This is a genomic window from Paraniabella aurantiaca (assembly GCF_050309965.1).
Taxonomy (GTDB): Bacteria; Bacteroidota; Bacteroidia; order Chitinophagales; family Chitinophagaceae; genus Niabella.
On the sequence record NZ_JBLOSY010000003.1, the window covers coordinates 339,063 to 354,858 of the forward strand.

Here is a 15,796-nt window from a genome sequence, read left to right on the forward strand (position 1 = left end):
GAAACGGAAGAAATAATTATAAAGGACAAAAGCCGTTGGCATATACCGAAATAAATGATAATCCAAAATTTGTAAAACCCGCAAAAGAACAGAAATTATTTAACGCAATAACAATTCATAGCGAATGGGACATTGACCAAGGAGCTTCCGACAACGCCATATTAAAATTAAGAATTGCGGTTACCGGTTCACTAACACCATTAGCACTTACAGGCATAACTCTGGACCTATCGTCAGTATCAGCTCTATCAGACATTTCGCGAATACATATTTATCACACAGGCAAGACAGCTCATTCAACTATAAAATCAGAAATATTCGGAAAAGGAACAATCCCATCTAAAAAAATTGTTCTTTCAGAAAGAAATACGCCTATTCGTTTATCTGCGGGTATAAATTATTTCTTGATTACAGCTGACTTTTCTGCCAAGGCTGCCATAGGAAATAAGATAAAAATAGACATTCCTGTTTTTGAGTTAAATAATAGGCATTATACACCGGAGACTACAAATTCATCTATTGCTCCAACAATAACACCTAACAATTACACCGATGCCAATATTATAAAAGTCTTACAATGGAATATATGGCATGGAGGTATACACGTAGGAAATAACGGAATCAACAACATTATAAATCTAATAAAAGCAACACATGCAGATATTATTACTATGCAAGAAGCATATGGCTCACAATTGCGTATTGCCGAATCATTAAATTACTTTCTAAGTACAGCATCTTCTAATGACAATCTTGCCATATATAGCCGTTTTCCTATAGCTAAACATTTACCTCCCTATAGCACTTTCAATTCAAATCCAGTGATACTCACTTTACCCAATAGCAAAAAAATTCTGGTGAATGCTTGTTGGCTCAGGTATGCAACTAATCCCGAATACACTTCACTCTACCCTAACAAGGGTTCAAATACTAACTTATGGATAGCAAAGGACTCTATGTCAAACCTGTTAGACATACACGAAATTATTTCAAAAGACACAGAACCATATCTGAAAGACTCAAATATACCAGTGATCATTGGAGGCGACTTCAACTCATGTAGCCACCTTGACTGGACAAAAGCTGCCATTCCTTTACATTTTGGATATGGACCTGTTGCTTTCCCGACTTCACGTTATTTATTGGCCAAAGGATATAAAGATAGTTTCAGGGAAAAAACCCCAATGAAGTAGCGCAATCAGAAGGTACATGGTCACCTATTTACGGACAATTGCCTGCCTGCAGAATAGATTTCATTTATTATAAGGGGTGTGGAATAAAAGCAATTACTTCAAAGATAATAAGGACAGCTCCTGACATCGATGATGTTTGGCCATCTGATCATGCAGGGTACTCACTACTTTTCAACTTACAAACGATTAAAAATATCACAAATTGCACAATTCACATCGTTGCTAAAAAAAACATTAGCATTAATCACAATACAGCACCAAATAAGCCTTTGACCAATTCAGTCCTAAGATGTGATATTTCAAGACATGTGAGACAAAATGCCTATCGATTTCTGTAGTACATTTTGCTGTTTCGTGGTATTATTTCGACTTCCTGTTCCCAATACTTTGTTGTTACATCTGGTTGAATAGGTATCAGGTTTTCCAATTCAAGAAGTTTTTCGTTTGGGGTCTTCCCATTCAATGATGCATGAGGGCGTTTGTAGTTATAGAAATTTTGCCATTCAAGTAATTTCGTAGCAAGATCGAGAGTTCTTTCTTTACGATTAATGATTGAATAAAACTCTGATTTATCTGTGAGTTGGGATCTTTCGACCTTTCCATTCAGATGTGGACTTCTAGGCTTAATGGGCCTAAATTTTATAAAATGAACCATTAGCTCTTCCTGGAATAAATCATTGAAAAGTTCGGTTCCCTAATCAGTTTGTATCCTATGTACAGGGAATTGAAAAGTATCAAGCACATAACCCAGACAATCTACAGTGGATTCTGCTTTTTATTGGGTACAGTTTAATTGCTCTCATCCGGGTACAATCATCAATGGCCGTGAATTGATAGCATTTGGCGCCTATTTTAGTAACATCCATTTGAACCCGATCTCCTGGAATGGGCCTGCTGTAGCGGGTTGTCTGCCCATGCTTCCTATATTTTTTTATGTTAGGCATTCCGCTCTCTTTAATTACCCGCCAAACCGTAGGTGCAGAAATATCCATATTATGGACTCGAAGAAGATGAAGGCTTATTCTTTGTGGGCCAAAATTATACTCAACTCGTATGGCTTTTATAAGTGTGACTAATTCATCACTGACCTTTTGTTTAGCTAAAACTTTTGGACGTGTGGAATGAACTTTTAAGGCATCCTTACCATTATCTTTAAATCGCTTTATCCATCTGTACAAGGTAGATCGGGGAATACCACACTTTCGAGCAGCTTTATTTATTGAACCCAGCTGTTCATAACACCTTATCCAGGTTTCTCTAGCTTTGATTTACCTTTGCTTAGTATCCATTGAAAAATGAATTAATAAATAACCTCCAACGGCAATCGTCTGCCACGAGCTTGCCCGTTTTAAACAGTTGTCTTTGATAGTTTTGACATGATAATGCCCGAATGAAGACAGGCAACTATTTTAAACAAGCCTTAACCAAATCTACGTAAATAATTATAGAGAAAATGTAGCGAAAGTCTTGAAACTTCACATATTAAGTTATTCCTCGTAAATACAATACAAATTCCTACCACTAATAAAACGATTAGGTTTATTAGTGGTGTTTAAAGCATGAATAAGACAATTGGTATTGTTCTTTAACTACAATATGCAGCAAGTCTAAGCCTTTAATTTTGGGCCACCAGGCGGCGAAAAGACGCTTCCTTCCTATCGGACGGAAACGCCTTTTCGCTTATTAAAGCGGTGCAGCCCCCTTGATAAAATCTCCTGCTTCCCCAAAACCTCCCGCTGTATTTTCTCAAACAGGCTGCAAGCTTTTTCTTTGAACAATAAAAGACTTGTTCTTCCTGTTGGATTTTTTTCTTGGATATTCTTAAAAAAAAGCCATTCATTTTCTGTTAACTTTTCCCTATCCAGTATTTCTGGCTGGTTGGGGTCTAACATAACAGTTCCTCTGGTCATATTCATACGCTTTATCCACGACCAGTCTTTCACTTCATCCAGATCTTTGTTCCTATTCCTGACAACAATATTTTGTTCACTAAAAAGCACTTCCGCATCAAATGGGTTAGCCCTTACGATATTTCTTGCACTGAAATGATATACCGGGAGCAGGATAACAATTATAAAGGTGAAAAAAGTATATTATTCCCGATAGTAAAGTATTCAATTGTGGTAATGGCAGTCCATACCCCAATAGCAGCATTCCAATTATATACGGCCAGATACATTTCTAAGGAAGAAATTAGAATTTTGATCTCATTACATCTCTATAGTTGGTTTGAATTGACTTAACTACTACCATATCAGCTTATTTAAACTTTTTATTATATAACAAAGAACTGGCCAGAAATGAACGCAAATCAGGATCAATCCTGCAGCGCATTCGTGCCGGTCAAATGAAAGATTATCTTCCTTCATGGATAGAAATCGATTCCGATCACATTTTGAATTGCCCCGAAGATCTAAAGAACAAGAATAATATTCTACTTGAATATTAATAATATAAAAGCCCGGTCTTCGACCGGGCTAACCTTGTATATGATAGTAACATATGCCTCTTTATTCAGAAACCACTTTAATTACCTTGGAAAAGGTCCTTGTGCCATCCTTATCTGTTTGTGCTATTCTTATATAAAAAATCTTTTGCTTGTTATCTATTGCTTCACTTACAGATTTGCTACAGGAAATGACTACAACCAATACCATCCCTATCAGGGATAACATTAGACGGGATTTTCTTTTGCCTAAGACACCGAGGAACATAAAAGCGGTTAGACCCAATGCTGCCAATCCACTGTAAGCAGTAATAAATTCATAATGCAGCTCCTGGCTCGAATTCCCATTAATGGCTTTGCTCTTTATAGTACCTATTTTTGTGAAATTTGTTCCATCCGCAGAAACCTCAATATCAAAATGGCTATTACTGGTTTCTGTTAAACTTCTCCAGTTTACAATCAGTTGCCCATTCCTGTACCGCGCCTTCACGTCATTAAAAACCACAGGCAACGTCACTACACAGGACCCCTGTCCATCACCATTGATCGTCCAATTCAACGTATTAGTAAGCATATCACGATCAACTGCCGCCGCAACTCCATAAGTACGACCAACAGCACCCAATGGCACTCCCGAAGGAGTAAGTGGATTATTCGCCCAACCGTGCAATATGTGGCTGTAGTTCTCACAGTTGATTCCGCTGTTATCTAGCATCCTTGTTGCATTGGCTAGAACAGAAAGATCCCATATCCCGATATCTTGGTTAAAACTTCGAGCGCCAGAAAACATCCAATCCATTACAGTCACCTTACTAACATCCCAATTGGCAATTGGACGGTTAAAATTTCGTGCGTCTATAAACATTAATCTCATTGTTGTAACATTACCTACATCCCACCCCTCTATCGCCTGATTAAAGTCAGTAGCATAGGCAAACATACCTTCCATACTGGTAACCTTGCTTACATTCCAGTTTCCGATAGGTTGATTAAACCTTGGTGTGTTCCAAAACATACTTGCCATTGATGTAACGTTACTTACGTCCCAGTTTCCTATAGGCTGGTTAAAGCTGGTAGCAGAAAAAAATAACGCATCCATAATAACTACGTTGCTTACATTCCAATTCCCTATAGGATAATTAAAACTACCAGCCTCCTGGAACATTGCTGCCATGTTTGTTACATTACTTAAATCAGGAACATCGACAGGCCCTAGACCACCCAAACTACTACACCTGTAATATGCCCGTTGCATACTACTCCAGACCACATCGCCCCATTGTTCGATAGACAGCAACTTCCTGTTATCAACCAGCGGAGAAACGGGAAAGGCAATACGATGAAAAGGTATTGTACCAGTTGGTGTCATTGAAAGGCGGTAAGTACCGATAGAAGGGAACGTAATGGTTAATTCGTCCGCACCACTTCCATTGCCATTATTGCCTGGGTTTCCCACCTCCTCCCATACATATGTATAAGACCCCTCAGCAGGTACCCTGATTTGATTAGTAGCGCTGACTCCGCTATTGTTTGTTTTCCAGACTGTAATGTATGGGCGTTGCCCTATAGCTTCAATGGCCAAAAATAAAAGTAAAAAAAAAGACATTTTTTTCATGATAAGAATTTATAGAAATAATTAGAAAATAAGGAACGGCGTTGTGTCTGTATTTTAGCCCTATAGAATCGTTCGATTTTGAATTGACTATATTCAACCCAGAGCGAATCGTATTTTGTTTTGTTGCTTAAAGAAGCTCCATTTTATTGTTAGTACATTGAAGAGTAGCAGCCACACTAGACGTACCTCTGGATTTTATAAAACTTAAACACAGTTAAATTTGAATATCGGAGTAAGATGCTTATTCACTATCAACTAAGTATCTTCAAAAGATCAAGCGAAATTAGCAACTATCGAAAATTCAAATTTGACTCAATGATCTATTGATAGTTTCTTTCTATAGCTATTCAGATATTAGCAATAATTAACTATATAGAAATTTTATTATCATTATTATTTAATATTAAAAGAAAAGTTTGCCGTCTGTTCATTACCAAAATTGTCCGCTATCCATATATCAATTCATGACCCTCTTCTCCTGAGTGTGCCGTAGAATAGAGTACAAACTTTTCAGTGTTTTGAAGTTGCAGGTCTGAAGCCCTCTTACGATCATCCCAGCAGATACTTACATTTTCCCTGCATCAACAAAAGAAGCCGGTTACCTAAATATGTTTCAATAGAAAGCCTGGCGCTACCACCATAGATAAATTTATCTTGACTTAGTATGACAGCGCTATTGGCAAATCTCTCTTCACCTCTGTTTATTGTCCCATAGCCACCTGTCACACTAAGACCCCAATTAACAGAAAAGTTCCTGGCCCAGTCTCCTAAATCGCCGAAGGAAAAATAAAATGGGTTGTCTTATTATAAGTCACATACACATCATAGGGAACGACAGCCCTATAAGATGTCTCCCTAATCGTATCGGCCTTAGAATTGTTGTCTTCATTTTGTGCGCTAACGGTCGAGAACATAACCGTAAACAGGAGAACAAATCCTGTTATTGTCTCACACCTATTTTTCATAGGTACTGTAATTAAGATTATTATTTTTTCGGAAGTAAAAACACTGGTGGTCTGCCTTAACGGTAACTTTGATATGCCCGATCCTTTTAGAGATATAGCCCGTAGTTCTCTGTATTACTTCTTTAGTCAGATCAGAGATCATATGCTGCCTCGCAGAACTACTCAGTGTTATATTGGTGCCGGCAGAACTGCTCAATCCGGAAGCGATCTCCTTAAAGGCATTTACCTCCGGAGAATAGGGCAGGTTTAGACCCAGCTGACCATCCAGATCATAGGCCGAAATATCTATAGGAACTATATTACCTCTATATTCTACGGACGTGATCTGTAGCACTAATCTTCCTTCCTGTATCTTTGCTGTCGCGGTCAACAGGGTTTCGAACGAGATTGTCATTTTAACGATCCTGGCAGGCTCAAGTGAACCATGAACAATAAGCGGATGCTCTTTAGATTTTGAAACCTTGGATATGGCATTACCTTTGAGAAATACGTCTCGATATCTGACAGGAAAAATCTTCCTACGGTTAGCTCAGCCCCTTTAGCAATGCTATAATAGAACCATCTGTTAGTTTTACTGTAATATTTTGCGTGTGTTCAAAATAAATATCTGGTTTAATGAAATTATTATATCCCGTAATGCGTGCAATTACAAACCCTAAAGTAATAACAGCCGCAACGGTATAATCCCTAAATTTCCTTTTCCTCTTTTTTTGCTCGAAAGCATTTATATTGTTGTGAATATTTTCAATAGATCGCATTCGCTCTTCTTGTGTGCTAAGCTCTTCATGCCCGTCGCTTCCGTTGAGAATATTTTCCCAAAGACAGTTATTCTTATGAAATTTTAACACTCACTAACGGACTTTAACTCTCTTTAAGAATTTTTAACTGCGCTTTTTAAGAAAAAGTATTGCCTCGGAAATATGATATTTCACAGTACTCTTGGGAATATTTAAACGAATAGCAATCTGCCCCTAGAATTTCCGGGTCTCACAATCAAGATAAGAAGTTCCCCAGCAAGCCTCTCCGCTGAATAAAGATATTTTCGGGTTAGATTACAGAATGTAACTAAGATCAACCACTCCAATAAAAAAGGCCAGTCATGAGGAGATTTCTCAAAAGATTGTTGAATTCACTAATGACCCCAATAGTTTTCTTAATCGGTTGAACTGGAGCGATTCTGTAAAAACCCGGCTTGAAAAGCTATTTACAATAGTGGACTCTGTAGGTGAGGCTGGCTGTACTTTTCAACAACTGAAGCGAACTATTACTGGTTTTGAACAGGAAGTATTGGAAAGCACGCTCCCACAAATCGACAAAGAAGTGATTTTAAAAGCCAGCTCAACCGCAAGATTCTCTGGCTATCGGTGGAACTGTAAACCGAAGCTGTCAAAACCCTATGAGCCGACCCAACTCCTCACCTACTTGCAAATGCAAAACACCCCACTAACAATGGCAATGGTAAATAAAGACCGACCTGGCTTGTTTAAACGCGTGGGCAGGTGGATTGCAGTTACCAGCATAGACATTATGGGAGCTGTGCATTATTTAAGTGCCGCAGAAGGCGCTGTAGTCAGTGGTTACGCCGGCCTTACCATGGACTTGATGGATAAATTTCATTGATGAGATAGTGATATTGTGGATAAATTCTTTGAAAAGCGGAGTAATGAGTATTGATATTTTTAAAGGAATCGAAAAAGCCGAAGTGGAACAGTTTAGCAAAAGACTGGCGCAGGAAAGGCAAAGAGAGCAGCGGTTTGCTGCTATTCAGATTAAAGGTGAGACACTAGCGGAAAAAGACATCACATTTCACAAAACAGCCTTTGAAGCTTGCAAGTATATGTTAATGGCTCCTACTGATAAAGGGTATTACACCTTTCGATCTTTAAGTCTTTTAGAAGATGACGCAAAACGCATACTGAAGGAGAATATCGCGGAAAAAGAACAAGATTTAAAAAACGTATTTGCAATGGCCATCTCAAAGCAAATGGCAAAAGCTGATTGGTATTACGATTACTCTGATTGGGGATACAAATGGAATAAGGGTAAAAACGAGATAAAAAAGATAATCGCAGAGCTAAAACTCCTATCCCGGCTAGACGGAGGAATAGACAAGGCAAAGGAGCTATGGAAACTGCATGTCCCCCCTCACTCCATAAACGAACCGTTTTTTTTCTCAAAACCCAAGTTGCTGGATAACGCTATGAGCGGGATCATTATGAGACAGGACATCGCATCATTCCAAAAGGCACTTCTAGCCTTACAAAAGGAGGGATACTCCTTTGTTACTCTAAAGTCAGATATCTTAGAACTTCCCCAAGACAGGGTTAAAGGATTCACAAGTATTACGGATGCCAGAAACTATGTAGATTACAACAGCAGTCCGTCCAAAAGTTATTTGATCTATTCCATTGCCACTCTTAAGATCGAGCTTCAGCAAGCTTTAGCACCTAATAAAGATAACCTTTTACAAAACATTACGGAGCGTTTGAACGCGTATCAAAAAGAAGAGAATCGCTCGAGAGAAAATGAACCTCCTAGATGAGCATTTATGAAAACTAAAATTGTGAAATATGTATTTTAAGCAAATGATTGGCTTTTTAGTAAAAGCTAGTTGCGATCACCGTGTAGGCCCCCATCATATTGCGCTTTACATTGCGATATTCCAGCAATGGTGTATGAACAATGGAGAAAATCCCGTTTCGATTACACAAGTCCGGCTACGGGATGTATCAAAGCTTGGAAAGACAGCATATTACCGATGTATGAGGGAATTGGAAGAGTACGGTTATATAAAATATATCAGATCATATAGTCCGGTTTTAGGTAGCCTGGTTTATGTAGAGGATTTTACTTGAAAGTGATAATATCTCCTGATTTCTTTATTGAAGGGTCAGGAGATTATCTTAATAATGTATTAAATGAAAGGAAGCAAAAAATGATTAGGAAACAAGATATAGTTGTCATGAAAGCTGTGGCACTTTGCTTCAAGCCTTTTTTGAAGCCAGAAGAAGCGCTAATTTATTGTAACCTGGCCAGAACACAGTTTGCCAAAAAATGTGAAGAATTTGGGGTTTATAAGAATAATGGCGGTTACTTTAAGAAAGAAGACCTGGACAGGATGTTGAGCGGTGAGTATATTAATACGGGGCCGGGAAAGAAGATACGGGATCTTTAAGCTTTTTATCATCAACTTAATTTTTGTGGTATTGCGAACACAGTAGATATCAAAGATAATCCTCATTGGTGCGGCACGAAGCAAGGCCCAGTAACCGGTAAAAGGGAGTTGATGGAGCAAGTAGGTTATTATATTTGCTAATAACGGTAAGCAGGATTTCAACCGACTATTTACTCCGGTTTCTGGCGCTAACCTATGAGAGATGTGCTGTAAGGGATCCGATAAGGACGGTAAATAAAGGCTAACACTATGTATTCAACTAACATTTTTCGGAGAGAGAAATACCAATAGTTCACTCAAGGTATAGTGCTTGTGTTTAAAATATGTTATGGCGATAAATCCTGTTCCCACAACTGTAACATTCTAATCCTTCCTGCAAAATGTATATAGGAAGCTCAAAAAAGGAGCATCATTCTTTGAAAAGCACAAATAGAAACTCGGCTGTAGGTATTCACCATAAGAAAACTGCTATTCACCGGTGATTTCGACGTAGTTCGCCATTATGGTATTGACTCCAGGCAGCCCTTGAGCTTATGTTTGTGAAACAATTGATAATAACTACTACAAACAAATAAAATGAAAAATCTAATTCTGTCTGCCGCAACCTTATTAACGATCACTTTTAGTGCCGCTGCTTCGCCTGTAGAACCAGTTATAAGTGAAAAAGCGCAGGCAACTTTTACAGCTATCTTTAAAAGCGCCGTTGATGTAACCTGGAGTGAAACAGCCAATAGTGTAGAGACATATTTCACCGCTAATGACGTAAAGACCAGAGCTACATTTGATACCAAGGGCAACCTGATCCAAACTGTTCGCTATTATAAAGAAGATGCACTTTCCCCGGTTGTATTGGCTGGAGTAAAATCTTCTTTCCCGGGCAAAGAAATCCATGGCGTTACCGAAGTAAGCAACAAAATGGTGTTAATTACGAATCGTTTTAAAAGATAACAAACACTACACTCATATCAATGCCAACAGCACCGGTGATACTGAGGTAGTTTCAAAATATAAAAGAGGCGACAAATAACCTCGAACTTTTTCTCATGTAAAACAACGGAGGGGATTTCTATCTTCTCCTTTTTTGTTTTTTTACTGCTGGCATCCTTCCTGGTGCCTTATACAACAGCAACCGCTCCCTTTGTGGATCCGTTGATCGTTATTCTTTATTTTCCTTTAATTGTAGCTTTAGGCGCTGGTATTTCATTGAAGGGAAGGGCGAAAAAGATCTGCGAATTTTCAGGTGCTATTTCCTATCCATTATACATGGTGCATTATCCCATACTATGGCTGCTCTTAAGTTACCTGGAAAAACATCCGCTTTCAATGGATCAAATGTGGGTAGTGATCCCTATTGGAACCGTACTGCTCATTGTATTCGCCTACATCATTATGATCGGGTTGGACATTCCTATCCGGAAATATTTAAGAAGAAAAATAGATTAAGATAGTTGCTGTTTATGGTTGGTTAAATTGTAAAATCCACCGGCTACTCTACAATTTTTTGCTTCACTTTTTTGAAAAGATTCTTCACTTCTTTAGCCTTTCCGGCTACAATGCTTTCGTTATCGCCGGAATCTTCGTCCCGCTCCTGTTGCTTACCGCCACCAGCGCTACCATTGCCCTTGCCCGATGACATAGCAACGTCTTTGTATTGGGTCATTGTCGTTTTCTCCTTTGCAATTATTTCGCCCGCCAGCCATTGTTTTACAAAGCCGGTAACCACATCATTCACCTCTTTACCGGCTCTATAAATCACTTTCCATTTTACCGGTCTGGCTTCATAAGCAGGGTTAACAAATGTGCGGCTGCCGCCAGAGCCAGTTATTTCCGCTTTAAAGTCAACTGTTGCTGCTAATGCCAGGTACTCCTGCAAACGTTTCTTTACCATTACCGCCGGATCGGCCGGGTACATTTTTTCCCACCGTGTTTTATTAGGTGTAGGATCTTTTTGCTGTTGTATCTGTAGCTTTTGTTCTGCAATGGCTTTTTTTGCTTCGGCCAGTTGCTGTTTGGTCATATATCCAGCTGCCTGCGTCAGCGCCTTCTCAGCCTGTACTAAACTTTTTTCAATATTCTGAACTTCTGCCAGGGATAACCGCGGGGGTTCCGAAACCGGTTTTGTTTTAGCCCGAAGCTCCGTATACGCTTCAATAAACTCATGGCTATTGATATACTCTTTTACATAATTACAAACATCTTTGGCTACCGCGGCTTTATCACCTGCAACCATGCTTTTCAGGTTGCGTATATACGGTACTTTAAATGATTTTAATTGCGCATCTAAAGAACTTCCTCCTACATCTTCTACGGCATCGCTTCCGATCGGTGTGGCATCAAAATTCCCCACCAGGTTCTTTAAAATATAGTTTTGGGCATTACTATGCTTAATACCCAATTCGTTAATAATGTCCCTAACGGCAATAAAAGCCCATGTACTCAACGCGAGTACCACTAACAGTGTAGCCTGAATCCGTTTCATAACTTTCTATTTATTGATTGATATAATAAGTTTAAACAAACGGCTCAATAACTATATTTCATCCTCGAAGTATCTGTGCGGATAAGCTTTGCAGCCGGTTGATCATAAATATTCCATACTTCTTCAGTTACCAGTCCGGCTTCGTTTACCTGATACTGATACTCCCAGGTTTGGTAAAGTAACCGGGTTAAGCGATTATAGTAGCTCCTTTTCTGCACCAGGTTTTTCAAAGCTTTTCCAAACCGGTCAGCCAGGCTGGTTTTATAAGACAGCTTATCGGGGATAACAGTGAATTCAATACAATGGAATCCCGCCGGTTTTGTGAAGGCGTAGTAAAATTCCTGAAATGATTGATCCAGTATTTATAGTTGCCGTTTTCATAGTACATATTGTAGTCATTCTCATAAGTAATATAATTACTGGTCATCCTGGTACAGTAGCCTGCATTATCATAATAGTAGTTGCTGATATTATTGATCGTTTTATCTGCCCTCATACTATATACAGAGTCTATAAAGCCATTGGCATGTACCCGCATATAGCCTGAAAAAGAAGGTTGATTATTAACAACGACCGAACTATTGTAAAATCCATTGCCTTTGGTATATGTTGTTGTATATACAGAGGTATTATTGGAATAACGGGTGGTTTGTATTACTTCGTTGCCTTTATATATAATCGTTGTGGTATCAGTACCCGAAGCTGATATGCGAATCACCTCAGAAAGTTTGTATTCCTTTGCTGCTTCGCCTGGCTTTGCAATATCATCCGATTTTGTACAGGACACCAACAAGAACATCATTGAAACTATTGTACAGGAAGAGATCCTTTTAAAAATTGTTTTCATTATAATTTAAAATTGGTAACGAGATCATTTGCTTTACTCTTCACAGGCGGTCCACTTCCCCGGCGCTATGCTAATAGTGGATGTGGCCGTAGAGAAAGCCGGAGACAGTATCAATATACTCTTAGACTGGGCATAAGCCACTCCACCGAAATTCAATGTATTCAACTGTACTTTACTAAGCAATTGTTCATCGCTAACAGCAGCGGATTTAGGTAATACACAAACGAAAATTACCGGGGCTACAGCGGTATAGATCTCGCCACCCGGATCCGTAAACTTATCGGTGTTTGCATTAATGGTATAAGCAATAGTAGACCAGGCGCCGCCCAAAACAGCAACAGCTGTTGCATTAGCTGTCCAGTTAATAGCTTTCTTATACCTTATTGGCCTGGCATCAATGGGGAATGTTCCGGGCATGGCGATGCTATTGAGTAGCCAGGAACAGCCGGTGTAAGCACCTGCACTGATAGCCGTAGTAGTTACCGTGGCAAACGCAGCGCTGCTTCCATCCGTTGGCCTGATGGAAATTCGTACACCGCCCACTAATAAGCCATCCCTCCAAAAGGCGCCCTGCATAAAGTCGTGTACATTAACACAGATATTTTCGGGTGCAGGCGGAGCCGGCGGAATGGGTGGCTCTGGCTTTTCGGAAGGCCCCATCGTAAAATTCAAAAACTCCTGGAACTGTATCCCTTTTCTAAGGTTCTCCGGAAAAATATTTAATATTGCCTGTTGAAATTTTTTTTCGTCGATAGCGGCTTTCTCCCACAATTCTTTAATAAAGGGATAGAACTCTTTTCGCAAACGCTCCACTGCCCGGATCTGCAGCTCAGGATCTTTTAAACTCTTTGCATATGCCACGGCTGCTTCATATTTTTTGAAATTACCGGTTCCGTCACTTTCAATTGCTTTTTGTAACTGGTTACGAACGGGCTCCAGTATTTCACTTAATGCTTTTCAACCTCTTCATTGATATGAGTGTTCACCGGCAATTGCTTTAGTAACGTGCCATCGGCTTCACGGGCTTTGTCACCCTTGACTGCAAGTTTTTCGTTTGCTATTTTTGGGTATATACATCATTGTCAGTTGATAGTTTATCTCTTTTTGTACAGGCAAATAATACAAGCACTATGGAGAGTTGGAGCATAGTTTTTTTCATGATCATTTTTTTAGAGGGTTATTGTTTAATAGCTTTAATTGTTTTAGAATAGGTTTTTACTCCATCTTTGTCGGTTGTACGATCCTCACGAATACATCATTCCGGCTGGTATCCAAAAGATCATTAGCGGATTTGTTGCACGCAAAGAATGCCCATATCAGTAATGAAAAGAGCAGGTATAGTCGTGTCCAAAGCCTACGACTGCGACAACTTAGCAACGACAGTAAAATAAATATGGAAGCGCCAACAGTCCCGGCGTAAGTGCGCGCAAAGCGATATTGAAGCGGAACACTCGAATTACCGTCCTCTGCCTGCGTTACTATCTTACCGCTGATAATAGTAAAAGAATTGCCGTCGGCCGATGATTCTACCTGGAAATAAGCATTATTGGTTTCGGCCTGCGATGTCCAGTTCACTGCTAATATACCATTACTAACAGAAGCCTCTACCGCACCAAAAATTACGGGCAGCGCTATGGGTTCATCTCCGGCTTTCAGCCAGAATCCACTAAATCCGGTTGTAAAAAAAACAACTTCCCAACGGTTGGCAACATTATCCCAAACAACTTCCTGCGGATGTATCGTTACAGGAGCCCCCGTATACTGGTTTATTACCCCGTTGCCATTACCACTTCTCTTTTCAATGTAGATATTTCCCCTGTAATTGCGGCTATCATTGGCATCAACCGGTAACAGTATTTTAGGCCGTGTAGCATTGTAGCTGTCAAAATCCTCCTGGCTAAAAAATAAGGTAACTCTTGCGGTAGCATTGGATGGATTATTCTGAGGCAGTATATCGTAATGTCGTCTTACATACCTTCGGTCCTGTGTTTCATTTACCCAAACTCTTACTGTGGTAAGACCGTTCAAGGGATCAGGTGTATTGGTCGTATTGATCATGGCAATAGCCGTATTGCATCCTGATAAATAATAGTTATAGTTGCCATCGGCTGTTTGATTAACCGTTGCACTACTATTTCCTGTAGGTATAAGGCCAGGCATTTGCGGCCCCTCGGAGATTTCAACAGATACGGTTGTTTGCTCATGTCCACTGGTGATCAAACAGGTGTATGCTCCGGGTAACAGATTATTGACCTCGGCGGTTCTCAGGTTACCCGGGGTCCATAAATAGGCGTAAGTGCCGTCACCTCCCGAAGCAGTAACCCGGGCAGTGCCATACCCCTGAAAGCAGGTAATATCCGTCTTGCTTATTTCGGCATTCACAGGGGCTGTCCAGCTGATAATAACCCGCCCGTCAGCACCGCTCCTATGGTCGCCGCCACCGCCGCCCGGAGCTGCGCCGGCAGTTGACGGTATGGTATAAATGATATATTCAATAGAGCCGCTTCCCCCGTTTCCTTCGCCACTGCCGCCCGTGTAGCCACTACCAGACATACCATTTGCTGTTCTGGTTGCAGACCCGCCACCACCACCACCATTACCAAATGACTGACCAGGATCCGACCTCACACCATTGCCGCCATTGCCTCCTCGAAAAGTACCTGTACCACCGGCACCTCCAAAAGTATTTACCGCAGCACTGCCTATTCGCTCAAAGCGTGCTGCCTGGCCGCCCCCGGCCACTACCCCACCTGCAGAAGAGCTTCCACCCGCCAGGGCTACCCCTCCTCCTGCACCCACAATAACATTAATACTAGTACCCGGAACAACGGTAATATACCCCCTGGAGAAACCACCGCCGCCGCCGCCGCTTCCGGAATACCTGTAATTAGCAGCCCCTATCGTAGAGATCGTGCCACCTCCGCCGCCGCCCCAGGCCTCCACATATATTTTTGTAATCCCTGCAGGAACCGTAAAGGTTCCGGATGCGTCAAAGGTTTGCGAACCGCTTTGAGCAAATAGAATCACCCGGAATAATAAGATGCTCATCAACATACAATACTTCGGCAATTGCATA

General features: G+C 40.4%; 17 protein-coding genes and 1 pseudogene. 6 read left to right on the forward strand and 12 right to left on the reverse strand.

Annotation, left to right across the window (positions count from 1 at the left end; translation table 11 throughout):
- Positions 1-35: 35 nt before the first annotated feature.
- On the forward strand, positions 36-1,193 hold the full coding sequence (locus tag ACLOAU_RS24695) for a BNR-repeat neuraminidase N-terminal domain-containing protein (RefSeq protein WP_427864599.1): 1,158 nt from the start codon (positions 36-38) through the stop codon (positions 1,191-1,193).
- Between the two features lie 322 nt (positions 1,194-1,515).
- On the opposite strand, the gene ACLOAU_RS24700 is transcribed toward ACLOAU_RS24695, so the two are convergent.
- From ACLOAU_RS24700 to ACLOAU_RS24730, 7 genes and pseudogenes are all read right to left on the reverse strand, one after another.
- Positions 1,516-1,848, reverse strand: a complete 333-nt coding sequence (locus tag ACLOAU_RS24700; RefSeq protein ID WP_427860334.1) for an integrase core domain-containing protein — start codon at positions 1,846-1,848, stop codon at positions 1,516-1,518.
- Between the two features lie 79 nt (positions 1,849-1,927).
- Entirely contained in the window at positions 1,928-2,461 is a 534-nt protein-coding gene (locus tag ACLOAU_RS24705) for a helix-turn-helix domain-containing protein (protein WP_427864898.1), read from the reverse strand.
- A gap of 387 nt (positions 2,462-2,848) precedes the next feature.
- Complete coding sequence (locus ACLOAU_RS24710) at positions 2,849-3,193, reverse strand: hypothetical protein (protein ID WP_427860333.1); 345 nt, start codon at positions 3,191-3,193, stop codon at positions 2,849-2,851.
- A gap of 510 nt (positions 3,194-3,703) precedes the next feature.
- Positions 3,704-5,254: a BspA family leucine-rich repeat surface protein gene (locus ACLOAU_RS24715; protein WP_427860332.1), complete on the reverse strand. Its 1,551-nt coding sequence runs from the start codon at positions 5,252-5,254 to the stop codon at positions 3,704-3,706.
- Between the two features lie 549 nt (positions 5,255-5,803).
- Positions 5,804-6,022, reverse strand: a pseudogene (locus tag ACLOAU_RS24720) (conjugal transfer protein TraO); the annotation flags it as partial.
- A gap of 186 nt (positions 6,023-6,208) precedes the next feature.
- Positions 6,209-6,733 carry a conjugative transposon protein TraM gene (gene traM, locus ACLOAU_RS24725; protein WP_427864899.1) on the reverse strand — a complete coding sequence of 175 codons (525 nt, stop codon included), beginning with the start codon at positions 6,731-6,733 and terminating at the stop codon, positions 6,209-6,211.
- Positions 6,734-6,743: 10 nt separating this feature from the next.
- The gene (locus ACLOAU_RS24730; protein ID WP_427860331.1) at positions 6,744-7,067 is read right to left on the reverse strand and encodes a hypothetical protein; all 324 of its coding nucleotides are present in this window, start codon (positions 7,065-7,067) and stop codon (positions 6,744-6,746) included.
- Positions 7,068-7,380: 313 nt separating this feature from the next.
- Here ACLOAU_RS24730 and ACLOAU_RS24735 point away from each other — a divergent pair, with 313 nt between their 5' ends.
- From ACLOAU_RS24735 to ACLOAU_RS24755, 5 genes are all read left to right on the forward strand, one after another.
- The gene (locus tag ACLOAU_RS24735) at positions 7,381-7,839 is read left to right on the forward strand and encodes a hypothetical protein (protein ID WP_427860330.1); all 459 of its coding nucleotides are present in this window, start codon (positions 7,381-7,383) and stop codon (positions 7,837-7,839) included.
- Positions 7,840-7,882: 43 nt separating this feature from the next.
- Positions 7,883-8,761, forward strand: coding sequence for a hypothetical protein (locus ACLOAU_RS24740; protein ID WP_427860329.1), 879 nt, complete (start codon positions 7,883-7,885; stop codon positions 8,759-8,761).
- 393 nt (positions 8,762-9,154) lie between these two features.
- The gene (locus ACLOAU_RS24745; protein ID WP_427860328.1) at positions 9,155-9,394 is read left to right on the forward strand and encodes a hypothetical protein; all 240 of its coding nucleotides are present in this window, start codon (positions 9,155-9,157) and stop codon (positions 9,392-9,394) included.
- 576 nt (positions 9,395-9,970) lie between these two features.
- Positions 9,971-10,342 carry a hypothetical protein gene (locus tag ACLOAU_RS24750; protein ID WP_427863492.1) on the forward strand — a complete coding sequence of 124 codons (372 nt, stop codon included), beginning with the start codon at positions 9,971-9,973 and terminating at the stop codon, positions 10,340-10,342.
- A gap of 120 nt (positions 10,343-10,462) precedes the next feature.
- Complete coding sequence (locus ACLOAU_RS24755; protein WP_427864900.1) at positions 10,463-10,837, forward strand: acyltransferase family protein; 375 nt, start codon at positions 10,463-10,465, stop codon at positions 10,835-10,837.
- Positions 10,838-10,880: 43 nt separating this feature from the next.
- Here ACLOAU_RS24755 and ACLOAU_RS24760 read toward each other — a convergent pair whose 3' ends face one another.
- The 5 genes from ACLOAU_RS24760 to ACLOAU_RS24780 all read right to left on the reverse strand — a co-directional run bounded on the left by ACLOAU_RS24760 (position 10,881) and on the right by ACLOAU_RS24780 (position 15,795).
- Positions 10,881-11,873, reverse strand: coding sequence for a hypothetical protein (locus tag ACLOAU_RS24760; protein ID WP_427860151.1), 993 nt, complete (start codon positions 11,871-11,873; stop codon positions 10,881-10,883).
- 44 nt (positions 11,874-11,917) lie between these two features.
- A complete protein-coding gene (locus ACLOAU_RS24765; RefSeq protein ID WP_427864600.1) occupies positions 11,918-12,091 on the reverse strand; it encodes a hypothetical protein in 174 nt (57 codons plus the stop codon).
- A gap of 8 nt (positions 12,092-12,099) precedes the next feature.
- Positions 12,100-12,720 carry a hypothetical protein gene (locus ACLOAU_RS24770; RefSeq protein ID WP_427864601.1) on the reverse strand — a complete coding sequence of 207 codons (621 nt, stop codon included), beginning with the start codon at positions 12,718-12,720 and terminating at the stop codon, positions 12,100-12,102.
- Between the two features lie 33 nt (positions 12,721-12,753).
- The gene (locus tag ACLOAU_RS24775; protein WP_427864602.1) at positions 12,754-13,581 is read right to left on the reverse strand and encodes a hypothetical protein; all 828 of its coding nucleotides are present in this window, start codon (positions 13,579-13,581) and stop codon (positions 12,754-12,756) included.
- Positions 13,582-13,935: 354 nt separating this feature from the next.
- Complete coding sequence (locus ACLOAU_RS24780) at positions 13,936-15,795, reverse strand: SprB repeat-containing protein (protein WP_427864603.1); 1,860 nt, start codon at positions 15,793-15,795, stop codon at positions 13,936-13,938.
- Position 15,796 lies beyond the last annotated feature (1 nt).